The following is a 23437-nucleotide window of genomic DNA, read 5'->3' on the forward strand; positions in this document are numbered from 1 at the left end:
ACCTTTGATATGATCGTACCCAGCGATATTGCCATCGCCCAAAATGCTACCTTACACCCTATCAACGACATCGCACAAAAACTTGGTTTAACCGCCGCTAATATCGAACCATATGGACACTATAAGGCAAAAATAAATCCAGCCGATGTGTTTGCCATGCCAGCTAAAAATCAGCAGAGTAAATTAATACTGGTTACTGCTATTAACCCAACACCCGCTGGCGAAGGCAAAACCACGGTCACTATCGGTTTGGCTGATGCTATGAACCGCATTCATAAGCAACAAAACAGCGGTGAGAGAACGGCAGTTGCTATACGTGAGCCATCCATCGGTCCCGTGTTTGGGATTAAAGGCGGCGCAGCTGGCGGTGGTTATGCACAAGTACTGCCGATGGAGGATATTAATTTACACTTTACCGGTGACTTTCATGCGATTGGGGCGGCAAATAATCTATTGGCAGCACTATTAGACAACCATATTTATCAAGGTAACGAGCTAGATATCGATCCAAAACAAGTATTTTGGCGTCGTGCAATAGATATGAACGACCGTCAACTGCGCCATATTATCAGCGGTATTGGCAAAACCACTGATGGCGTAATGCGTGAAGATGGTTTTGATATTACTGTCGCTTCTGAAGTCATGGCTATCTTTTGTTTGGCGACAGATTTGAATGATTTAAAACAGCGCCTAGGCAACATTCTAATAGCCTATAATAAAGCCAAACAGCCAATCTATGCTAAAGACCTCAACGCTCATGGGGCAATGGCAGTACTCCTAAAAGAAGCCATAAAACCCAACCTTGTACAAACGATTGAGGGTACGCCTGCCATCGTCCACGGTGGCCCATTTGCCAATATTGCCCACGGTTGTAGCTCCGTTATCGCAACCCGAGTTGCCATGCATTTGGCAGACTATACACTCACCGAAGCAGGCTTTGGCGCTGACCTTGGGGCGCAAAAGTTTTGTGATATTAAGTGTCGTTTATCAGGATTGACACCAGACGCAGCCGTTATCGTCGCCACCATTCGCGCATTAAAATATAACGGTGGCGTGACTAAAGACAAGCTCACCGATCAAAACTTAATCGCACTTGAGCAAGGTCTGCCCAATCTTATGAAGCATATCGAAAATATGCAAGAAGTCTATGGGCTGCCCGTAGTCGTCGCCATTAATCAGTTTGTCAGTGATACCGACGCTGAGATTGAGCTGGTGAGGCAAGCTTGCCTAGCCAAAGGCGTAAAAGTTGCGCTAACACAAGTATGGGAGAGAGGCGGCGCTGGCGGGGAAGATTTAGCAAACACTTTGCTAAATTTTCTCAGTAATAACTGTCAAAAACCCAGCCAATTTCGTTTGGCTTATGACAGTGACCATAGTATTGCAAAGAAGATTCGCACGATAGCACAGCGAATCTATGGAGCAGATGATATTGATATTAGCAGTCTGGCCGAGGCCAAAATACGCCGCCTAGAAGCACTCAATCTCGATAAGTTGCCGATTTGTATCGCCAAAACCCAGTATTCACTTAGTGATAATGCCAAACTACTGGGTCGGCCTACTGGTTTTAAACTCCATGTACGTGATATTAGCATCTCTGCTGGCGCAGGCTTTATCGTGGTGATCTGTGGCCCTATTATGAAAATGCCTGGCCTGCCCAAAACCCCTTCAGCTGAACTTATCGACTTGGATAATGCTGGTAATATTATTGGGCTGTTTTAACTGAAACATAAATCACTTACCACGATAGCTTAGTGCCTCAGATACGTGAGCACTGGTAATATCAATACTATCGGCAAGATCGGCAATGGTACGCGCGACCCGCAATACCCGATGATAGCCACGAGCAGATAGATTTAAGCGTTGCTGCGCCATCTGTAATAGCTGCTGCTCGCCCTCTCCTAGCTGGATGTATTTATCAATCTCGCTAGGGCTCAGCTCATTATTTACTTTTTGCTGCCGCTGTAATTGCTGCTTATGCGCAGCTACTACTCGCGTGCGTACTTGTTCGGAGGCTTCGCCAGCCTGAGCGTTTTGCAAGTCTGCAATCGGTAACGCTGGCACGGTAATATGTAGATCGATCCTATCTAGTAGCGGGCCTGATAGTTTGTCTTGATAGCGTTTAATCTGTTCAGGTCGACAACGACAACGGCCTGTTCCATCACCATCGTAACCGCATGGACAAGGGTTCATCGCCGCCACCAATTGAAAGTTTGCCGGAAAGGTCATTTGTGAGTTGGCACGGCTAATGGTGATTTGCTTGGCTTCTAGCGGCTGGCGCAATACTTCTAACACGGTACGATCAAATTCTGGTAATTCATCAAGGAATAATACACCTTTATTGGCAAGCGTAATCTCACCAGGTTTGGGACGCGAACCTCCGCCGACCAACGCTACCGCTGATATGGTGTGATGCACTTGTCTAAACGGCCGTGTACCATAATCGTAGTCACTGTCTGCAACTGAATAGGTACTCGCCACTTCTAGCGCATCTTCATCACTCAAATCAGGCATGATAGTCGGCAGCCGTGATGCCATCAACGTCTTACCTGAGCCAGGTGGCCCTGTAAATAACAGCGAGTGACCACCAGCCGCGGCAATCTCTAGCGCGCGCCGAGCATGATGCTGACCTTTGACATCCGCCAAGTCTACCGAATAGCCAATGTGCTGCTGTGCCAGACTGGACTGGACCACCTCTAAACGCCTATCTGTAGCACTGGGGTCTGTTAGCGATTGCAGATGATCACAGACAGCCTTTAAGTTTTGGGCGGCCAATATCGTGACACCATCGACACGGCTAGCCTCAGCTCCATTATCCATCGGTACTATTAACTCTACGGTTTGTGGCTCTTGCCGTTGTCCATTCAGTGGTAGCTCATTACTTTTTGACGATTTTAAGGCCAACGCTTCCGCTTTTATTGCGCGTGCTACTGCTAAGCTGCCTGTCACCTGCCGAAGCTCCCCATTGAGCGCAAGCTCGCCGATAAACTCAAACCCTGTCAGTGACGCTGGATCAATTTGATCACTGGCAGCCAAGATACCGATGGCAATCGGTAAATCTAGCCTAGCACCTTCTTTTGGTAGGTCTGCTGGGGCAAGATTAATAGTTAAACGGCGATTGGGAAATTGAAAGCCTGAATTTAGAATGGCAGAGCGCACTCTATCTTTACTCTCGCGTACAGCGGCTTCTGGCAAACCTACGATAGTCAATGCTGGCAGGCCTTGTGACAAATGCACTTCAATGATGACCTTGGGGGCATGTAAGCCCACGACCGAACGGGTATAGACTTGGGAAAATGACATCGGCGTTTCCTAATAGAGGGAATATTGATAATAAAGTATTATTAATCAACGCGCAAATGTTGTGTTTTATCATTATTATAGATAACCAATACTGGTATATACAACCAATACTGTTATATGATGAACAGATGCTCTTATACTTGGTTTTGTCTGATTGGTACAAGACATCTATCAACAGTAAAGAGTATTGGCAATAAAAGGATTTTATTGATCATATAAAGCTCGTTGATGGCTTTTTTCTGAAATTTTGTACTAAAGCTTGTTACTGAGACTTTATATTAAGGTTTTCTACTAGACCCGTTAACCATGGATGGATAAGCTTATGAGCAATGATGTGTTCAATCAGCGTACGCCCAAGCTTGCGCTACTTGCAGTGGTCATCTCTCTTGCACTGTCTGGTTGTTTTAAAGACAATGACAATGATTCAGTCAACTCTCAACTTACTTACTCAGCCGATATTCAGCGAACTGAATTTGGTATTCCCCACATCACTGCCAAAGACTATAAAGGCTTAGGTTACGGGGTCGGCTATGCTTTTGCAGAAGACAATATTTGCTCACTGGCGCGTGAGATCGTCGTGGCTAGTGGTCAAAGCATGCGGTATCTAGGTGAAGAAGGTGATATAGCAAGCGATGTTTTTTATACTTGGTACAATGCTTCAGATAGGCGTGCCAACTTTTTGGCTGCGCAAGACCCAGAGGTTATCGACGCAGTGACTGGTTATGCCGCTGGCTATAGCCGTTATCTACGCGATACGGGTATAGACAATATCGACCCTGACTGTGCTGGTGCAGAATGGGTGCGTGAGATCACAATCGATGATCTAGTAGCGCTCTATGGCAAAGCCAACTTACGAGGTGGATTGTCTAACTTCGTGGGTCCAATCGTAGCAGCAGCGCCTCCTGATCCAAATACAGTGATGAGCAGTAGCAGAATGCGTACTGTCAGTCCAGAGTCTGACGTTGAGTTCGATACGTCTACGATCAATGCGATGAAAGGCGGCAGTAATGCTTATGCATTTGGTAGTGAGGTCACCGGTACAGACAGTGGTATCTTGTATGGCAACCCACACGAGCCTTGGGAAGGGGTGCAACGTTTTTATGAGTTTCATTTAACCATGCCAGGCAAGCTTGATGTGATGGGGGCCGCTCAACAAGGACAACCGTTCATCAATATTGGTTTCAATAAAGATGTGGCTTGGAGTCATACTGTCTCTACCGCCAAACGCTTTACCCTTTATCAGCTCAGTTTGGTAAATGGCAACCCAATGAAGTACCACTATCAAAACAGTGACGGTGTGTTTGAGCAGCGTGATATCGAGCAAGTCGATGTGGCCATTCAGTTGCCTGACGATCAGACATTGGTACGTCCTATCTATTTATCACATTATGGACCGATGCTAGCTGTGAACTTACTGAACGACAAACTGCCAGCATGGGGCGCAAACAACCTAGCTTTTACCATTCGTGATGCAGCTTCTGAGAATCCGCGTGCACTAAATCAATGGCGTAGTATGAACCAAGCGAGTAGCGTGGAAGACCTAAAGGATAGAATGCAGGACACACTAGGTCTTGGGTTTGTCAATACCATCGCCACTGACCGCCATGGCAAGGCATTATATGCAGATATATCGACCGTACCGCATGTCACTAAAGATAAGCTAGAGGCCTGTAGCAGTGCTAATTTTGGCCCAGTCCTTGGTGCTCTGATTGCAGCAGACTTACCAGCTCTTAATGGTAGCACAGCCGCTTGCGAATGGGGCAATGATGCCGACTCGCCGCAGGCAGGTATTTTTGGACGCTCAAACCTACCTTATTTGATTCGTGATGACTACGTTGCCAACTCAAACGATAGCTACTGGCTCAGCAATCCTGAGCAGCCATTGACAGGGTTTTCACCACTCCTACGTCGCCGCCTAGCTCCATTCTTAGGTGCCAACGCGGTAGATGGCGTACCACTGCTGCTGCGCTCTCGTATGGGTCTGACACAGATATTAGATCGCCTTGACAATTCAGACGGTCTAGGCGGCAATACCTTTACCTTAGATAATATGCAAGACGTCGTCTATGGTAATCGCAGCTATGCAGCTGAGCTGGTGCTTGATGATGTATTGGCAGATTGTACAGCCAACCCAGTACTGCCACTGTCCAATGGAAGTACCATCAACGGCACAGAAGCTTGTACTATCCTAAGCAGCTGGGATCGCCGTGACAATCTTGATAGTAAAGGCGCTCATGTGTTTAGAGAGTTTTGGCGTAACGTCAACTTCGATGAAACCACTGATGATGCATTTAGGGTAAAATTTGATATTAACGACCCTATCAATACCCCTCGTGGCCTTATTATTGATGAAAATACACGTACAGCATTGGGAAATGCTATTGTCTTTTTCAATGACAAAAACATAGCCCTTGATGCATCATTGGCAGATTTACAATATGTCATCGACGCTGGTAATAACGGTGAAAAGATTCCTATGCATGGTGGACCTGGCCGTGAAGGCATATTCAATGTCGCAAGCTCAAGCCAAAACGACGATGGCACATATGGGCCAATCACTCATGGTCCTACGTACATGCAGACAGTTACCTTTGATGATAAAGGGCCAGTCGTAGAAGCGTTACTAGCTTATTCACAAGCTTCAGATAGCACGCGACCTTATCACCGTGATCAAACACGTTGCTACTCAAACAAAGATTGGATTCGTTTGCCTTTTAGCGCTAGTGAAATCTCCACTCAAGCGGTTGGTAATAAGATTCAATTAAGAGAATAATCCTTAGATAAATTGAAGTAAGTATTGATAAAGACATACATAAGACCTCAGATAAATGCTGGGGTCTTTTTTATTAAACAAAATAGGCAACCTTTAGGTGATTAAAAAACTTAACGAGTCCCCACTATGAGTAAGGACTTGTTATACTAACGTCTGTCTATTTATATGCAAACGTTGCGATAAATAACTACCATCTTAACTGTCGTCAAACTTGCATAAAATAGGTACATAGTTAGCGGTTAACCATGTAACAGCCAGCAATATTATGGTCAAAACGAGGAGTGTCGCATGACGGACTATTCAAAACAAAACACCCAGCAGCCTTACAACCGCGCTGAAGAGCAGCCAACGACCACACGCCCTGTCATGCAACCTGACAACCCGTATGCCAGTACGCGCGGTAGTATTACTAGTAAACAGCTACCAACATTCGATGAAGCGATGATCTATAAATACAATCGCTCAGGGCCGCGTTATACCTCTTACCCGACCGCGTTAGAGTTCACGCCAATCCCAGAGAATCTTGAGACAAAAATCCTGCAAAACCGTGAAGCCTGTGCCCCTCTATCTTTGTATTTTCATATTCCATTTTGTCGCCATCTTTGCTATTACTGCGCTTGTAATAAAATTATCACCAAAAAAAACAGCGACTCAGGCGACTACTTGCAGTATTTGATGGCTGAAATCAAACATAAACGTCGCTTATTATCTGCGCCAGATGATGGCAGCAAGCCACTTGTCAAACAGTTGCACCTAGGCGGCGGTACGCCAACGTTTTTACGTGACGAAGAAATAATACAGCTGTGGGAGTTTTTGCAGACCCAGTTTGAGTTTTTGCCTGAAGACGAGGGCGATTACTCTATTGAGATTGATCCACGTGAGTTAAGTGACGACACCTTAAAAGTATTGCGCAACCTTGGCTTTAATCGCATAAGCCTTGGCGTCCAAGATTTAGATGAGGCCGTACAAATCGCAGTCAATCGCGTGCATTCAGCAGAATTGATTGCAAATGTGCTAAATGAGGCGCGTGAATTGGGCTTTCACTCTATCAATATTGATCTGATCTATGGCTTGCCGCATCAAACCCCTGAGACTTTCGAGAAAACTGTCCACCGTATTATTGAGATGGCACCCGATCGTTTATCGGTGTTTAATTACGCGCATCTGCCAGAGCGCTTTAAGGCCCAGCGTCAAATTAAAGATGAAGACCTACCAGAGCCAGCGACTAAGCTCACTATGCTTGGTAATACCATCAATACACTCACCGAGGCTGGCTATCAATATATTGGTATTGACCACTTTGCCAAGCCTAATGACGAGCTGGCTGTTGCACAGCGCGAGGGCAAATTGCATCGTAACTTCCAAGGGTACACCATTATGGGCGACTGCGATTTATTAGGTTTTGGTGTCTCATCGATCAGTCAAATTGCCAATGCCAATACCCGCTATATCCTACAAAACGACACGGATCTTCAATCCTATCAAGACAATATTAATGCTGCAAAAAGCGACCCGACTGTCATGCCTGCGGTAAAATATATCAAGACTTCTATCAAAGATCGCTTGCGTGAATATGTCATTATGAACCTGCTCTGTCATGACTATATCGACTTTAAAGATGTCAATCAGAAGTTCGGTATTGATGCGATTACTTATTTTATTGATGAGATTAGACAATTAGGCGAGATGCAAAAAGATAGGCTCGTCGATATGGACGCTGCTGGTATTCGTGTCTTACCAAAAGGCCGCTTACTTGGCCGCAACGTGGCGATGGTGTTTGATGAATATCTTGAGACAAAACATAAAGATCGCTTTTCAAAAGTCATCTAGGCTCATGAGACATTGGGGCAATTATTAGTTATAAAAAAAAGACCTCACTTGAGGTCTTTTTATGATGTTAGAGTTTCTGCGCAGGTAGAGTCTTTGTACAGTTAAACCTTTAACTTATCACCGACCATACCTTTTACTGTATTCAAAATATCAGCTGGTAATACCACCATTTTTGAGTTGTCAGACTCAGCCAGCTGACGAATCGACTTGATATACTGCTCGCCAAGTAAGTAGACGATGGGCATCTCTTCGTCCCCCATCGCAGCAGTAATAAGGCGAATGGACTCCTCTGAACCCTTAGCAAGTACCACTTGCGCTTCTGCATCACGGCGTGACGCTTCTAGACGGCCATCGGCTTCTAAGATAGCTGCTTGCTTTTGACCATCAGCACGGGTCACTGTTGCACGGCGTAGACGCTCTGCCGCTGCTTGCTCTTCCATTGATGCTTGCATGGTCGAGGAGGGATTGATGTCTTGGATCTCAACTGTCTTGAGGGTAATACCCCAGTCGGCAATGTCTTCTGAGATCGCTTGCTTGAGTAGTGCTTTGATCTCATCGCGACTAGATAACGCATTATCTAAATCCATCTCACCAATGATCGAACGCAAGGAAGTCTGTACCAAGTTACGGATACCATGCTCATAATCTTCGATACCGTAGACTGCCTTGTCTGGACGCATGATATTGATATAGGCCACCGCATTGGCGATGATGACCACGTTATCGCGAGTAATGACTTCTTGTGAGGGAATATCGAGCACAATGTCTTTGGTCGTAACTTTATAAGCAATCCTGTCCACAAAGGGAATAATGACACTAAAGCCAGGCTCTAGCGTTTGCTGGTATTTACCCAAACGCTGCACCACCCATTTGTACCCCTGCGGTACGATACACACGCTTTTAAAAACGGTAAAAATGACTAGGGCAATCAATACCACCATCACAATACTAAGCCCATTCATACTATTTATGATGTTATTCATAACGCTCTCCTTGAACCATTGCTATAAATGGAGCAGCAACGTCCTATTTATTTAATATTTACAACTCCGATGTATCGTATGGTATGGCAAGTAATGACTATGATAAAAAGGAGATAATATTCTATGCTACTAATTAAATGTGAATAATCAAACCGTCCGATAAATTATTTATCCATAAACTTTTTTTTCAAGCGATCTCTATCAAGACCAGGCTTATTAAGGTTTAGTCTGCTGGACTTTGCTTTAGCTGCAACAGAACGGCTCTCAACAGTAGGAGCGATGTTGGGGCGATTGACCGTTTTGGCTTCTATGCGCTTAGTTGGTGCAACAATCAGCTCATTACCGCTTATATCTGTCACCACCACCCGATCACCCACTTCAACCACTTCCTCATTCGTCCGGCACGACCATTCATCTGCACCCACAATTGGTACATTGAATCGTACTACCCCCAACTTGCCTGCTTGCGGCTTGACTATAATCATACCAGTTTCACCAATGATTACCCCGCCGCCCAATCCAGCTTTGGTACGGTCTACCGATAGTGGCTTGATATACTTAATCCAAGCAAACATGAACAATACTGACAACGCTAACCAGATAACGACTTGCCCTACTAATGGGACAGGTAGTAGCCATGACAAGGCAGCAACGATAACAGCAGCAGCACCAAACCAAAGACTTGCAAAGGTAGGAATAAATATCTCAGCAATCATTAATAAAAAACCCAATACCAGCCAGTGCCAAGGTTCAATCATCCAAATAGTCTCAATCATCAGCATATCCTCCTTTGCAGTTCTAACTTTTAATGTAGCACATTTTAACGATAAATAATCTCTTAAAAATCAATATGATACCATTAGTTTTCATTATCAATGATGTACCAAACATAATTTTATATTAAAAACTATAACCAAAAAAAAACGACCACATAAAGTGATCGTTTTTTCATTCTACTAAGATTTAGTAACTAGTTTTCTAAACTTATTTCTTGAAAAGCTTAGAATTTTATGTGTGCACCTACTGTCATAAGGTCAGCATCGCTACCAGTTACCGCATATTCAGCTTCAACATTGAAATCTTGGTTGACTGCATAGCCTAGACCTACGCCGCCTGCAAGACTGGTGTCATCATCTGAGAAAGAACGACGTACTCCTGCAGTTGTATAGTCGCCTTCTACTTCTGTTTTAGCAATACCTACTTTACCTTTGGCATATAAGGCAGTATTTGGGAAAGCATAACGGTAAGTACCGTAGGCGCCATAGGTTTTGGCATCGATGTCACCGTTTCTATAGTCCGCATCATCTGAACCTACATACTCAGCTTCGATACCGAAGTTAGGATCAAAGTTGTAACCACCGTAGACACCATATGCGGTAGGATCATCAGCACCATTAACATCTAAATCAAATTGGCCAACTTTCACACCGACGTACGGTTGACCAGTATAGCCATTACCATATGATACAGCGGCTTGTGCACTTACGCTTAATAAAGAACCAGCTGCTAGTGCAAGTAACGTTTTTTGTAGAGTTTTCATTGTTATCTCCTTCAAACAAAATTGACAAACAAGTTAGTTATTAGTGTTGGCTGTTATAGCCATATCGCCTTGTTTGCTAACGATGAATATATAGTAACAAACTATTTCGAACACTCTGTCAGAGTTTAATGGTGTGAGAGTTAAGATTTGAAAGTGTTTGTCATTGCATGGGTTACAAACCACATGATATGAAATTTTTTGTTACAAGTAGCGATTTTGTGCAATACTTCTCACTTATTAATCAGACAACTAAAGTCAAAAAACCAACGGCAAGGTAAAGGAATATCTATATATGACAAGTTCTATCGTAGGGCAACTGCACGAAACACTAGCGCATCTAAAGTCTCAGCAGCAATATCGACATCTGCCAAACCTAGAACATCAGGGACGCTACGTTGTGCATAATGGTCATACTCTACTCAATATCGCCAGCAACGACTATCTTGGTTTGGGCAGTGATAACGAACTACAAGCTGAATTTTTTGAGCAGTTAGCACAATTGCCAGCGGCACAACTGCCTAAGATGAGTGCGACCTCGTCAAGGCTACTCACAGGAAACGATATCCAGTTACAAGCGTTAGAGTCTGAAATGCAAGAGTGGTATCAACATGCCGTATGTCAGCAAGGTATGTCTGCCTCAAAGTCGGTACTATTATTGAACAGTGGTTATCATGCCAATATTGGTATTTTACCTGCCCTGACTACCCTTCCTGTCAATACCCTTATTTTGGCAGACAAACTGGTGCATGCCAGTATCATTGATGGTCTACGCCTAAGCCAAAGCAAGCTTGTCAGCTATCGCCGCTACCGTCACAATGATTATGAGCATTTGGCTAAGTTTATTGAGCAGGCAGGGCCTACTGTTAAGCGCATCATTATCGTCACCGAAAGCGTTTTTAGTATGGATGGTGACCGCGCGGACTTACCTCAGTTGGTAAAACTAAAAGCCAAAGATGCTCGCATTGAGTTATATGTCGATGAGGCGCACGCGATCGGTGTATTAGGTGAGACGGGCTTAGGGCTGGCGGAAGAGACGCAGACTTTAGCAGACATCGATTACTTGGTTGGCACATTTGGCAAAGCCTTTGCCTCAGTTGGCGCTTATATTATGTGTGATGATATCGTCAAACAGTGGCTGATCAACTATATGCGTCCTTTGATATTTAGCACCGCCCTACCCCCGATCAACCATGCATGGACACGCTTTATTTTAGCAAAAATGCCAACACTTAGTGACCAACGCAACCACTTAGCCCAGTTGTCTACAAGACTTAGCCAAGCCATCAGTCAGTTACAGCACACCGCGCCAATCCAACAAAACTTAAGCTATAAGTCGCCCATTGTGCCTTACATATTAGGAGACAATGCGCGCACGATTGCTAAAGCACAACAGCTACAAACAGCTGGCTTCTACGCATTGCCTATCAGACCGCCTACTGTTCCTGCCAACACCGCTCGTATCCGTCTGGTTATGAACGCCAAGCTGACAAGTGAGGACTGTGAACGACTGATACAGCAATTATGAGTTAGAAGATACTGAGGACTAAGGTTTGACAGACACTCTACTCCAGTCGGTTCAAAATAATTTGATGACAAGAGAGGCGAGTAAAAGTATGCTCAAACCGTATCTAATTTTTATAAGACCGACTATATCAAGCAATAATTGACTGACTTGGATGTACTAAGCCATATGGAAATACTTGCCACCCCTTCACGATTTAGCAGCAGAAAACAAACCATCGCTCGCCATTTTGCCAACGCATGTGACTATGATCAGCATGCTCATATTCAACAGCAAGCGTGCCGAGCTTTACTGGCTAATATTGCTTATGATAAGCAAGACAGTGTATTAGAGATTGGGGCAGGTACTGGTCAAATGACACGCCTACTAGCTGCCCACATTCAAAGCAGGCATTGGCTGATCAACGAGTTATGTACTGAGCAGACAGCGACCTTGCAATCAATCCTACCCACCGCTCAGATTGTCATTGGCGATGCCGAAACCCTAGACTTTGAAGGAGCTCATAGCTTGATAGTTAGTGCCAATGCGGTGCAATGGTTTGATAATCCATTGAGCTTTGTCACGCAATCGGCACCTCGATTAAAAGGTGGCGGCCAGTTACTGTTTAGCACTTTTACCGCCAATAACTTTTTGCAAATTAAGACACTTACTGGTCAAGGACTTAATTATCCAGATAATGATAAATGGCAGTTGGCATTGGATAGTGCTGGCTTTGAAAATATTGAGCTTTCAGTTCAGCGTTTTGATTTGTTGTTTGCAACCCCTTATGCAGTATTAAAACATATGAAGCTCACAGGAGTGTCAACCAATCGAACCCAAACGCAATCATATAGTGACCAGCCCTTTATATGGACAAAAGCGCGTTTACAAAAATTTGAGCGAGACTATTGGCAACATTTTTCAGCCACCGATGAAGAAGGTCATGCTTGTGTCAGCTTGTCTTATGAAGTACTGACAGTGAACGCTTTTAGACCTTAATCTTATAATCTACAGTATTAATGATAAAACTATGGCCACAAAAAAACGCACCCCGAAGGATGCGTTTTTTATTTAACTACTTATCGATTTGTATCGTTTCTACCTTTCTCAAAAACTTGAGTAGCAAGGAAAACAAGTATAAGTACTACATAGAGTAGACTAAGCGAGCTTGCCACAGCTAATCGCGTTTTTAGGTTTGGTATTATTTTTTGTCTTCGTCTACTTCAGTAAACTCAGCATCGACTACATCATCATTCGCTTGGCTAGCATCAGCTGATTCAGTCTCTTGTTGGAATTGACCTGGGTCCATACCTTCTGCGCCTGCGCCACTATTTGCGTAGATCTTTTGGCTGATTGGCAAGAACGCATTGTCTAGTGCTTCAAGCTTGGCTTTGATGTCATCATGATCATCTTCTTTGGTCGCTGTTTCAAGCTCAGAGATAGCAGCTTCTACTGATGATTTTTCTTCGTCAGTCACTTTATCTCCTGCTTCTTTCAATGCTTTTTGAACAGCATGGATACGACCATCAGCTTCGTTACGAACTTGTGCTAAGTTGGCAAACTTCTCATCTTCAGCAGCGTTTGCTTCAGCGTCACGCACCATTTGTTCGACTTCTTCATCCGACAAACCAGAGTCCGCTTTGATTTGGATGCTTTGTGCTTTACCAGTACCTTTGTCAGTCGCTGAAATATTCATGATACCGTCAGCGTTGATGTCAAAGGTTACTTCGATTTGTGGCAGACCACGTGGTGCTGGTGGAATGTCTGTCAGATCGAAACGGCCAAGCTGTTTGTTTTGGTTAGCGATTTTACGCTCACCTTGATAGACCTGAATCGTTACTGCTGGCTGATTGTCTTCGGCTGTTGAGAATACTTGTGATTTCTTGGTCGGAATCATCGTGTTCTTCTCAATGATTGGGGTCATGACACCGCCCATCGTTTCAATACCGAGTGTCAATGGCGTTACGTCAAGTAGTAGGACGTCAGTTTTGTCACCAGACAATACGGCACCTTGAATAGCAGCACCTGCAGCTACCGCTTCATCAGGGTTTACATCTTTACGTGGCTCTTGACCAAAGAACTCTTCCACTTTTTTCTGTACTAGTGGCATACGAGTCTGACCACCGACTAAGATTACATCGTCGATATCGCCAACTTTGATACCAGCATCTTCAAGAGAAATCTTACAAGGACCCATGGTACGCTGAACCAAATCTTCAGTTAGGCTCTCAAGTTTTGAGCGACTGATAGTCACTACCAAATGCTTAGGACCACTGCTATCAGCAGTAATATATGGTAAGTTTACTTCAGTGCTTTGCGCGCTTGATAGTTCAATTTTTGCTTTCTCTGCCGCTTCTTTTAGACGCTGCATCGCAAGAGAATCGCCTTTTAGGTTAACATCTTGCTCTTTTTTGAATTCAGCAACTAGGTATTCAATCAAGGCTGAGTCAAAGTCTTCACCACCAAGGAATGTATCACCATTGGTCGCTAGTACTTCAAACTGCTGCTCGCCGTCGACATCAGCGATTTCGATGATTGATACGTCAAAGGTACCACCGCCCAAGTCATAAACAGCAACTGTGCTATCGCCTTGTTTTTTATCCATACCATAAGCAAGTGCAGCTGCGGTTGGCTCGTTGATAATACGTTTTACGTCAAGACCAGCGATTTTACCAGCATCTTTGGTTGCTTGGCGCTGTGAGTCATTAAAGTAAGCTGGAACAGTAATAACTGCTTCACTCACACTCTCACCAAGATAGTCTTCTGCTGTTTTTTTCATTTTTTTCAAGATTTCAGCAGAAACCTGTGGCGGAGCTAGTTTTTTACCGTTAACTTCGACCCAAGCATCACCGTTATCTGCTTTAGCGATTTTGTATGGCACCATACCGATGTCTTTTTGCACCACTTTGTCATCGAAACGACGACCAATCAAACGCTTGATTGCAAACAAAGTGTTGCTTGGATTGGTAACTGCCTGACGCTTGGCTGATTGGCCAACAAGCGTTTCGTCATCTTTATAAGCGACGATAGATGGCGTTGTACGTGTACCCTCAGCGTTTTCGATAATTTTAACTGAATCGCCTTCCATTACGGCTACACATGAGTTAGTTGTACCTAAATCAATACCAATTACTTTACCCATAATTAATTACTCCAAATTTATTCTAAATTACTGATTATAAGATTGTTACTCACCCACACTAGCCGTTTAAATAACGAGACTATATTACCGGTTTGAGTACTAGTCCAAGTTACTCACATAAGCCACTAGTTTTGGGGTATCAGACCTTAACTGGTCACTTGTTGCTTTATATCGGTTTATGTTTGTGTTTTTTCAAGTCAGTGATACTACAATAACTTGGTTTTGTGTGAAGTTTTGTGAATATCCCTACTTTTAATAAGGCTTATTCGTATATCGGCTTTATTTATTGACCAACACGTACCATAGCTGGACGTAATAAACGGCCATTTAAGCTATAACCTTTTTGTAGTACTGTGCCAACAGTATCCGCTTCAGCGTCAGCATCTATACCGACTGCTTCATGAAAGTCTGCATTGAATTTTTCGCCTTGTGGATCGACCACCTCTACGCCATGTCTATTAAGCACCGCAAGTAGCGCTTTATGAGTCAACTGCACACCTTCAGTCACCGGATCGTTATCAGTAGCGCTCTCGATAGCGCGCTCTAAATTATCGACGATCTCTAGTAGATCTTTGGCAAATTTTTGCAGAGCGAATTTTTTACTTTTATCGGTTTCTTGCTCCATACGCTTTTGTGCATTATAAGCTTCAGCGTTGGCACGAGCCGTACCTTCTTTGGCTTGTTTTACTTCACCTTCAAGCTCAGCAATACGCGCATGAAAAGCATCGATATCAATATCATTTTTAACCGTATTATCTGCACCTGAGTTATTTTCTGGATCAAACTCGTTCATGGTTTCCTCTAAAAGACTTTCTTCACGCTCAATATTACTCTGAGCTGCTTTTGGATCATTTGTATCAAATTCGTGATTGGGTGCCTGTTCAGTCATAATAGCTCCTTATGATTTTAGTAATGAGTCTTAAACTTAATATAAGATAAACCCGTGAATCTTGGATTTCTTACAAATAAACGCTCAGTATAATTATGTTCTGATAGCTGCTTGATAAAGACCCTAGGCGTAAATTTCAAGCCTAAATGAGATGAATTTTTGGCTTTTGATGAAATAATGAGTTTTCATAGATAATGACAAGCATAAAGGACATCAAAAACCAACGATAAGTAGCACGTAGCACTATGATTTTATTATCCGCTATCCTGTATCAATCCACTTTCTATAAGCTGTCTTTCTTTTATTAAATTTAATAAGGAATACCATGCCTGTTCTACCAAAATTATCTAAGAATGTAGTGGCAGATAAAGCAGTCAATGCTATCAAGACTTTGTGTAAACGGACAAGCTGTGACACAACAGAACACCATTTATTAAACGATAACCGACTGTTCACTAATCAGCTAAATAAACGTTACCATAATGAGTTTCGTCATGTAACAGCACCTTATAAAAAGCATCATCTCCATCATGTATTAAAAAACCTCGAGGCACTACCTACGCCTTTGCTTGAAAGATTAAACACTCTTTTTCATGGTGCAGATACTCAGCAATATCCCCATGCTGATGCTCACATGCGTTTGATTATGGCGCTAAGTAATAAGCTTAAACGCCCGTTAAGTCTCGATAGCTTGCCAACACTGCGTCACAAATTTGTAGCTGATACGGTCGCTATGCAAGCGCCGGACGTCTGGCAACAGATAGATAAACAGTCAAAGCCGCTGACTAAAGCTAATGCAGAAAATAGCGCGACGGTTCGCTGGCAAGATAACATAGTAGCTAACGCTGACGGTGGTGATATGACAGTGCGCTGCTATCAACAGCATAAGCAAGGTGATGATGAAACTAACCGCGATAAAACAGTCATGCTGTACTTTCATGGCGGCGGATTTTGTATTGGCGATCTTGATACTCATCATGAATTTTGTCATGCAGTCTGCAGACAAACAGGCTGGCCTGTGGTCAGTGTCGACTATCGATTGGCGCCAGAGCACGCTGCCCCAACCGCCCTTAGAGACTGTCTGGCTGCTTATGAATGGCTAGCTGAGCACTGCCATACTTTGGGTGCACTGCCATCGCGCATTGTATTATCAGGTGACAGCGCTGGTGGTTGCTTGGCCCTCTTGGTCGCCCAGCAGATCACTGCGCCGGACGTTAAGCAATGGCTTAATCTAGAGCTGGATGCAGAAGATATCATTGATAAGTTGCAACGTTTGCCCCGTCCACTTGCTCAGCTACCTCTTTATCCTGTCACCGATATTGAGACAAATTACCCTAGCTGGGCCTTATATGGTAAAGGCTTGCTACTTGATTATAATGACGTCGAAGTGTTTGATAGCGCTTATATGCAACATAGTACTTTGACGGGCTCACACCCGCTTACATCGCCTATGCATGGTCACAACGCACACATGTGTCCAAGCTATATTGTGGTGGCTGAATTAGATATTTTGCGTGACGAGGCGCTGGCATACGCTGAACAACTACAAGAGAATGGTATAGAGACTCAGACACGTACTGTGCTGGGCGCGCCGCACGGTTTCATACATTTAATGAGTATCCATAAAAGTGTTGGTCATGAAACGGCTGATATTATTGACAAGTTTGCCAGCTTTGTCCGCCAACTACTTACCGCTAAGAGTGATTAACCAAATCTCTGAGCGCGAACCCAAGCGAAACGGAATACCCCAAAAACCATAGCCGGATGACACCACAAAGTGTCCATGACCGATGGCTTCATAACCGTAACCTAGACGGTTAATCGCACTGACGATAAAGTTAGCGGGAAATACCTGTCCATTATGAGTATGTCCTGACACTTGTAAATCAACGGGCAGCTGGCTATGTTCAACGATATCGCTAGGGCGATGGTCTAGTAATATGATAGGCTCATCTACATTTACTTGCGCCAGTAGCTCTGTCGTCGCTACGCGCTCACGTTTGTGATTATCAAAACGACCAACCAACCAAATCGGCTGCCCTTGGTGCGTCAGGCAGTACACATCATCGTTCAATAAATGCACGCCAGCACTACGCAGCGAATGACTAATAGGCTGCTCGTGCCCGTACAAATCATGATTGCCTAATGTCGCATAAACCCCATAAGGTAGGCTGGCACATAGTTCAGTTAAGTTTGCCTGCATATCGTAGGCAATAAATGCTTCGGTATTGTCATCCATAATATCGCCCGGCATCAATAGTATATCCGCTTTAGATTGGATGACGAGACGACGCAGCCTGTCTATCGCACCACTACCAAACAGTCGTCCGATATGTAAATCACTGGCCACCGCAATACGCAGTTGCCCTACCATCGGTTTATTAATATGAATCGTTTTTCTACGCACAACAGGTACGTAGGCGCTATATAGAGCATAAATAAATAGACCAATAAAGATAAGCAGATCGAGCACTCGCAGCCCCGTTACCACTACCGAAGGATTAAGAACAGGGTAGTCAGTAAAGGTTACTATTAACCAATAACCACCGTATAATAAGCTGGTCAATAACGCAGTAAGTACAAGAAAGTGCATGAACAACATCCAACCACTGATCCAGCGATAGCTATTGGCAAAAACTCTTTTGACACTTAGTACTAGTAAGCCATTGGTAATAGCAAATATAGCAATCCATATGGAAATTTGTAGCGTGGTATTACCCCACGGCTGTAACCACCATTGTAAACTTAGGGCAGCCCCTACGCTAAAAAGCTGCAACAGTACAAAAATGGTGATAAAAAACGCATTGCGCATGGGTGATTCCAGAATGATGTTGGTATTTAAAAAATTTAGACCAGACAAAAAAATTTAAGCGAAAGTTTGGTAACGTATAAAAAACCCCTACTATTTTTATATAGTAGAGGCTTTTAGTATGTACGTTAGGTCATTTATTGAAGCAGTTTATAGCGCAGATTGTAACCTAATCATCCATATCTCAGCACGCGTGCCTAACCTAAATGGTACTGGCCCAAACCCATAGCCTGAAGACACCAAAAACTGTGTGTTCCCTATATTTTTGGTGCCGTGCATTAGCGGTTGAAACCACTGCTTTAACAGCGTCAACGGAAATATCTGTCCGCCATGCGTATGCCCCGATAAGTGCAAATCTACGGGTAAATCGCTGATCTCTTCTAGCGCTGTAGGACGATGCTCTAAAAACACAGTCGGCTTATCGGTATCGACCTTCGACAGTAATTCAGATGCTGATAAGCGCGTCGAATCTACATCGTCCGAGCGTCCGACTAACCATACCGAGTCATCAAGCAGCACACTCTCATTATCAAGTACGGTGATACCTGCATCTGTTACCGCTTCTGCGATTGCTTCTTCGTATCCCAAATAATCATGATTGCCTAAAACTGCGTACACGCCAAGCGGTGCATGTAGTTTTGATAAATGCTCATGCATGTTGGTTTTGTCATAATAGATAGTAGTATCATTCATAACGTCGCCTGCCAGCACCACCATGTCAGCATCCTGAGCGTCGATCAGACTGACCAATTTGTCTATCTGTCGATTGCCAAACCATCTACCTAAGTGTGTGTCGGATACTAAAGCAATATCTATCGGCTTATCTAATGGTTTGGTCGTCGTAACCGTCAGTTGATGAACCACTGGCGAGTAGGCATTAAATACGGCTAAGCTTACAATGCCAATATATATCATTATTCCAACGCTATGTATAAGCGTAGGCCTGCGCTGAGCTTTCAATAACTTATCATATATCAGAGCAATAAATACGGTAATCAGCGCAGCATAGATCATAAATCCTTGCAAAATACCCACGACTAGATAGACATGAAAAGGGGCAAGCCAAAAATCACTCAGTCCATAAATAAGCACCACATTATTAATAATAAAAACAGATGCTATAATTGCCTTTTTTACTATTGAACGTTTTGGTTTAATGAGCCACCATAAGATGACACTAGTCGTTAACGCTAATAGTTGGGTGAGAACAACAAAGAAAAACCACATAGTAATATCTGTTCAAATAAAGATGTGGCTATCTTACGCCAGTATTCTTACGCGCTAGATACAGATATTTTATTTCATTAAATCTCATAGGTTTTACATGTTTATTTGGGTTAGCCATACTATTTAGATAATTGTCCTCTTAACCCCCTATGTTTCACATGAAACATTATTATCTTTTATAACTTTTGCTATTTTAATTAATTTTGCTCTTCTAACGCCTGCTTTAGCGTTGGCTGTTTAAACGTATAGCCCGCATTCTGTAGAGCTTGCGGCAATACCTTCTGTCCATCAATCAGTAGTGTCGACATCTCACCAAACATGAGCTTAAGTAAAAACTCTGGTAACGTAAAAAACGTTGGACGATTTAACCATGACCCAAGCGTCTTGGTAAAAGTATGATTGGTCACTGGATTGGGCGCCGTAAAGTTATATACCAGCGCTGGCGTATCGCTTGTAGTTTTTAACGTATTGTCCTGCGTATCTTGGCTGGTCATGTTATCAGTAAGATGCTTTTCAATAATAAATATCGCAGCCCCCACCCAGTCTTCACGACTTATCCAGCTCATGACTTGCCTACCATCACCCAGTTGTCCACCGACGCCCATTTTAAATGGCGTTAGAAGTTTGCCCAGCATACCGCCATCAGGATGAATGACTATCCCTGTACGTACAATAGCGACTGGTACACCATATTGAGTGGCTTTGAGCGCCAACTGCTCCCAATCATCACATAATTTATGAGCAAAATCTGTCTCAAAACCACTATTTTCAGTTAATGGTTTATCGCCTTGCGTGCCATACCAGCCAATGGCTGAGCCGCTAACCAAGAGTTTGGGCTTAGTGCTACTACGTGCAATAAATGCTAATAGTGACTCGGTAGGCTTCACACGGCTGGCTAGCAATTGCTCTTTGCGCTCATCACTCCAGCGCGAATCTGCAATCCCAGCGCCTGCTAGATTGAGGACCACATCAAAGCTTTTGTCAGTATTTGCAAGCTCATCATAAGTCATCATAGTGACACCGTCAGGGTGTGTTTGGCTGCTATCGCGGGTCAGCCAAGTAATATGTACCTCTTTATTTTGTGCGCGGTAACGTGTCATCAACTCACGACTAAATGCACTACCCAAAAACCCTGAGCCCCCACTGATTATAATATTCATACCCGACTCCCTAAATGTTTATCACATAGCAATCAGTGTTGCAAAAAATAAGCTACAAAAACAATAGCATAATTGTAGAAGTAACTATTTAAGTACAGATTTAAAATATGGAGTTTGGCAGATGCAGAGTAAGAAGCATAGGATAAGACAGACTTCATTTAGGTAATTAAGTCTTAGGTAATAGGTCGGTAGAAACATGTCGAAAAAAAAGCAGTAGTTTATTTAAATACTATCTGATTATTGCCCCCGTTAAGGCATCTCCGATCTGACTTGGCAACTTATAGCCTAGTGTATCTCCTATCAGATAATGCACTTGCTTGTCCAGATCGCTGTGTTTATTGTCATCAAGAAAATAGGCCTGTGCTTGATTTAACGTTAGTGCTGGGGGTTTTCCTGAAGGGTTACAGCTCGTCGATACAACAAAGCCATAAGGATTATCTGGTGAAACCATCTGCGTGCATAGCTGCTGGACCAAAGGGTGGGCGATAATACGTACGGCTACACTATTATGGTCTCCTGTAATCCATGACGGAATAGGTACCGTCAGCTGTTTGGATAGAGGCAATAACCAAGTATGAGCCTGCTTTGAGATAGTTTCTGAGTGCATATGCCAACTCTCAAGGACCGTTCGTCGTTGACTATCGTTTAGGTCATCTAATAACGGCGCTATACGCTGAATATCATCAGTAACTACAATCATACCTTTATGTATTGGACGCTGTTTCATAGCCAGTAATCGCTGCACTGCCATTTGGTTAAATGGATCACAACCGATACCCCAGACGCTTTCGGTTGGATAAGCGAGTAGCTGACCTTCTTTTAGCCAACCAGCAGCTTGAACGACAGAATCAGTAGTAATGGAGGCAGATTGTTTCATGGCTTGAATATTTCAGAATAATAGAAGATGAGACATTAATAATAACACAGAAGAAAGAAAACCTAGGGCGACAGAATTTAAAAGTTCCTAAGAGCGTGCTGATCTCGACATGCTTTGCTTTGTACTTTATTGAAAATATAAGCGCTTAAAAACCCCCTCTAAACGCGTAGATAGCGTCCGCCTTGTACACTGATGACACCTAATAATTCAAGCTCCATCAACTGTCCGATTAGCTGCGGTGGGGCTAACTTGGTGGTCACTAGCAACGCATCTAAATCTTGTCCATGCCAGTCGAGTTGATCATAGACCGTCTGTAAATGTTCAGCGATGTCTATAGTGCTACTAGAAGGCTTAAGGGTAGATGGTGGTGAGTGATGAGTAGCGATAACGGGACGGCTGTTTATATCCGAAGAGTGAGAAATAGGACTAATATTTGATGCGTCTTTCTGTGTCATTTTGAGCGCGCGACTGCCATAATCTAGCTGACTATTGACATCTTCTATAACTTGTTTGGGATGGTAGATCAACGTCGCGCCTTCTCGTATAAGGTGATGGCAGCCTTCAGCATTACTGTTATCAATATGACTTGGAATCGCAAAGACTTGCTTGCCTAGTTCAGAGGTTAGACGCGCGGTAATCAAAGAGCCACTTTGAATAGTCGCTTCGGTCACAATCGTCGCCAAGCTCAGTCCAGCGACTAGGCGGTTACGACGCGGAAAAGTATGTTTATGCGGCGGCGTATGCGGTAACAGCTCACTGATAATACAACCACCTTGCTCGACAATTTGAGCAAATAACTTATCATGATGATTGGGATAATGCACATCAATCCCTGTACCCATGACCCCTATCGTACTGCCTTGAAGCTCAATGTCTGTTTGGGACAGTGCGCCTAGATGAGCGCGCTTATCCACACCCATGGCAAGACCGCTTGTCACGACGTAACCTGCTTGCGCTAAGTACTGCGCGATGTCAAAAGTAATCTTTTGGGCATGTGCTGTTGGCTTTCGGCTACCGACGATAGCGATTTGGGCTTGATGCAAGCGTGCGCTATTACCACGATAAAATAGCAATGGCGGCGGATCATATATCTGTAAAAGTTGGGTAGGATAATCGGGCTGGTCGGCGAATAGTAGACCATAGCGTTTCTCTATCAGCGCTTGCTGGATGCTGTCGATACTGGTGAGGGTTTGCTTTGGCTGCTCGTGACGTTTGAGATGAGTATGATGAATACCCAACTGCCGCCATGCTTCTACTGTCGCCTGCCAAGCACGCTGCGCATCACCAAAGGACGTGACAAGCTTATGATAAGCAGACAATGACGCATTGACCTCATACCATAACGCCAAGATTGCACGCTGTTCGATTGATAGAGGAGGTAGATATACTGACATGACGGTTTTACT

At 43.7% G+C, this 23437-nt stretch carries 16 protein-coding genes and 1 pseudogene; 6 read left to right on the forward strand and 11 right to left on the reverse strand.

Annotated elements, in window-relative coordinates; genetic code table 11:
• Window positions 1-9 precede the first annotated feature (9 nt).
• A complete protein-coding gene (locus Q0895_RS12125) occupies window positions 10-1719 on the forward strand; it encodes a formate--tetrahydrofolate ligase (protein WP_299189292.1) in 1710 nt (569 codons plus the stop codon).
• A gap of 12 nt (window positions 1720-1731) precedes the next feature.
• On the opposite strand, the gene Q0895_RS12130 is transcribed toward Q0895_RS12125, so the two are convergent.
• Complete coding sequence (locus Q0895_RS12130; RefSeq protein ID WP_299189294.1) at window positions 1732-3300, reverse strand: YifB family Mg chelatase-like AAA ATPase; 1569 nt, start codon at window positions 3298-3300, stop codon at window positions 1732-1734.
• Between the two features lie 322 nt (window positions 3301-3622).
• On the opposite strand from Q0895_RS12130, the gene Q0895_RS12135 reads away from it, so the two are divergent.
• Together Q0895_RS12135 and hemN are read left to right on the forward strand one after the other, a co-directional pair.
• Complete coding sequence (locus Q0895_RS12135; protein WP_299189296.1) at window positions 3623-6073, forward strand: penicillin acylase family protein; 2451 nt, start codon at window positions 3623-3625, stop codon at window positions 6071-6073.
• Window positions 6074-6361: 288 nt separating this feature from the next.
• Complete coding sequence (hemN, locus tag Q0895_RS12140) at window positions 6362-7903, forward strand: oxygen-independent coproporphyrinogen III oxidase (protein ID WP_299189298.1); 1542 nt, start codon at window positions 6362-6364, stop codon at window positions 7901-7903.
• Window positions 7904-8004: 101 nt separating this feature from the next.
• On the opposite strand, the gene Q0895_RS12145 is transcribed toward hemN, so the two are convergent.
• The 3 genes and pseudogenes from Q0895_RS12145 to Q0895_RS12155 form a co-directional block, all read right to left on the reverse strand.
• On the reverse strand, window positions 8005-8865 hold the full coding sequence (locus Q0895_RS12145; protein ID WP_299189382.1) for an SPFH domain-containing protein: 861 nt from the start codon (window positions 8863-8865) through the stop codon (window positions 8005-8007).
• A 341-nt stretch (window positions 8866-9206) separates the two neighbouring features.
• Window positions 9207-9662 (reverse strand): annotated as a pseudogene (locus Q0895_RS12150) (NfeD family protein); the annotation flags it as partial.
• Between the two features lie 224 nt (window positions 9663-9886).
• Window positions 9887-10426 (reverse strand): porin family protein, encoded by a 540-nt coding sequence (locus Q0895_RS12155; RefSeq protein WP_299189299.1) that lies wholly within the window; start codon window positions 10424-10426, stop codon window positions 9887-9889.
• Window positions 10427-10718: 292 nt separating this feature from the next.
• Between Q0895_RS12155 and Q0895_RS12160 the strand changes: the two genes are divergently transcribed.
• A complete protein-coding gene (locus Q0895_RS12160; protein WP_299189300.1) occupies window positions 10719-11951 on the forward strand; it encodes an 8-amino-7-oxononanoate synthase in 1233 nt (410 codons plus the stop codon).
• Between the two features lie 165 nt (window positions 11952-12116).
• A complete protein-coding gene (locus Q0895_RS12165) occupies window positions 12117-12926 on the forward strand; it encodes a methyltransferase domain-containing protein (protein ID WP_299189301.1) in 810 nt (269 codons plus the stop codon).
• Between the two features lie 202 nt (window positions 12927-13128).
• Here the strand turns inward: Q0895_RS12165 and dnaK are convergent, their stop codons facing one another.
• Window positions 13129-15069, reverse strand: coding sequence for a molecular chaperone DnaK (gene dnaK, locus Q0895_RS12170; protein WP_299189303.1), 1941 nt, complete (start codon window positions 15067-15069; stop codon window positions 13129-13131).
• 283 nt (window positions 15070-15352) lie between these two features.
• On the reverse strand, window positions 15353-15958 hold the full coding sequence (gene grpE / locus Q0895_RS12175; protein ID WP_299189304.1) for a nucleotide exchange factor GrpE: 606 nt from the start codon (window positions 15956-15958) through the stop codon (window positions 15353-15355).
• A 325-nt stretch (window positions 15959-16283) separates the two neighbouring features.
• On the opposite strand from grpE, the gene Q0895_RS12180 reads away from it, so the two are divergent.
• Window positions 16284-17666 carry an alpha/beta hydrolase gene (locus tag Q0895_RS12180; protein WP_299189306.1) on the forward strand — a complete coding sequence of 461 codons (1383 nt, stop codon included), beginning with the start codon at window positions 16284-16286 and terminating at the stop codon, window positions 17664-17666.
• On the opposite strand, the gene Q0895_RS12185 is transcribed toward Q0895_RS12180, so the two are convergent.
• The 5 genes from Q0895_RS12185 to dprA all read right to left on the reverse strand — a co-directional run bounded on the left by Q0895_RS12185 (window position 17643) and on the right by dprA (window position 23425).
• Complete coding sequence (locus tag Q0895_RS12185; protein WP_299189308.1) at window positions 17643-18770, reverse strand: metallophosphoesterase; 1128 nt, start codon at window positions 18768-18770, stop codon at window positions 17643-17645. The genes Q0895_RS12180 and Q0895_RS12185 overlap by 24 nt on opposite strands.
• 147 nt (window positions 18771-18917) lie before the next feature.
• Entirely contained in the window at window positions 18918-19994 is a 1077-nt protein-coding gene (locus Q0895_RS12190; protein ID WP_299189311.1) for a metallophosphoesterase, read from the reverse strand.
• A gap of 197 nt (window positions 19995-20191) precedes the next feature.
• On the reverse strand, window positions 20192-21154 hold the full coding sequence (locus Q0895_RS12195; RefSeq protein WP_299189317.1) for a TIGR01777 family oxidoreductase: 963 nt from the start codon (window positions 21152-21154) through the stop codon (window positions 20192-20194).
• Window positions 21155-21383: 229 nt separating this feature from the next.
• A complete protein-coding gene (locus tag Q0895_RS12200; protein ID WP_299189319.1) occupies window positions 21384-22031 on the reverse strand; it encodes a Sua5/YciO/YrdC/YwlC family protein in 648 nt (215 codons plus the stop codon).
• 158 nt (window positions 22032-22189) lie between these two features.
• On the reverse strand, window positions 22190-23425 hold the full coding sequence (gene dprA / locus Q0895_RS12205) for a DNA-processing protein DprA (RefSeq protein ID WP_299189321.1): 1236 nt from the start codon (window positions 23423-23425) through the stop codon (window positions 22190-22192).
• Window positions 23426-23437: the final 12 nt, after the last annotated feature.

This window comes from uncultured Psychrobacter sp., from assembly GCF_947495825.1.
Lineage (GTDB): Bacteria > Pseudomonadota > Gammaproteobacteria > Pseudomonadales > Moraxellaceae > Psychrobacter.

Bases quoted from the DNA above. Each gene is read 5' to 3' on its own strand.
- Q0895_RS12130 (WP_299189294.1), bottom strand. From the start codon at position 3,300: ATGTCATTTTCCCAAGTCTATACCCGTTCGGTCGTGGGCTTACATGCC.
- Q0895_RS12160 (WP_299189300.1), top strand. From the start codon at position 10,719: ATGACAAGTTCTATCGTAGGGCAACTGCACGAAACACTAGCGCATCTA.
- Q0895_RS12180 (WP_299189306.1), top strand. From the start codon at position 16,284: ATGCCTGTTCTACCAAAATTATCTAAGAATGTAGTGGCAGATAAAGCA.
- Q0895_RS12185 (WP_299189308.1), bottom strand. From the start codon at position 18,770: ATGCGCAATGCGTTTTTTATCACCATTTTTGTACTGTTGCAGCTTTTT.
- hemN (WP_299189298.1), top strand. From the start codon at position 6,362: ATGACGGACTATTCAAAACAAAACACCCAGCAGCCTTACAACCGCGCT.
- Q0895_RS12155 (WP_299189299.1), bottom strand. From the start codon at position 10,426: ATGAAAACTCTACAAAAAACGTTACTTGCACTAGCAGCTGGTTCTTTA.
- Q0895_RS12190 (WP_299189311.1), bottom strand. From the start codon at position 19,994: ATGTGGTTTTTCTTTGTTGTTCTCACCCAACTATTAGCGTTAACGACT.
- Q0895_RS12125 (WP_299189292.1), top strand. From the start codon at position 10: ATGATCGTACCCAGCGATATTGCCATCGCCCAAAATGCTACCTTACAC.
- dprA (WP_299189321.1), bottom strand. From the start codon at position 23,425: ATGTCAGTATATCTACCTCCTCTATCAATCGAACAGCGTGCAATCTTG.
- dnaK (WP_299189303.1), bottom strand. From the start codon at position 15,069: ATGGGTAAAGTAATTGGTATTGATTTAGGTACAACTAACTCATGTGTA.
- Q0895_RS12195 (WP_299189317.1), bottom strand. From the start codon at position 21,154: ATGAATATTATAATCAGTGGGGGCTCAGGGTTTTTGGGTAGTGCATTT.
- Q0895_RS12145 (WP_299189382.1), bottom strand. From the start codon at position 8,865: ATGAATGGGCTTAGTATTGTGATGGTGGTATTGATTGCCCTAGTCATT.
- Q0895_RS12135 (WP_299189296.1), top strand. From the start codon at position 3,623: ATGAGCAATGATGTGTTCAATCAGCGTACGCCCAAGCTTGCGCTACTT.
- Q0895_RS12200 (WP_299189319.1), bottom strand. From the start codon at position 22,031: ATGAAACAATCTGCCTCCATTACTACTGATTCTGTCGTTCAAGCTGCT.
- grpE (WP_299189304.1), bottom strand. From the start codon at position 15,958: ATGACTGAACAGGCACCCAATCACGAATTTGATACAAATGATCCAAAA.
- Q0895_RS12165 (WP_299189301.1), top strand. From the start codon at position 12,117: ATGGAAATACTTGCCACCCCTTCACGATTTAGCAGCAGAAAACAAACC.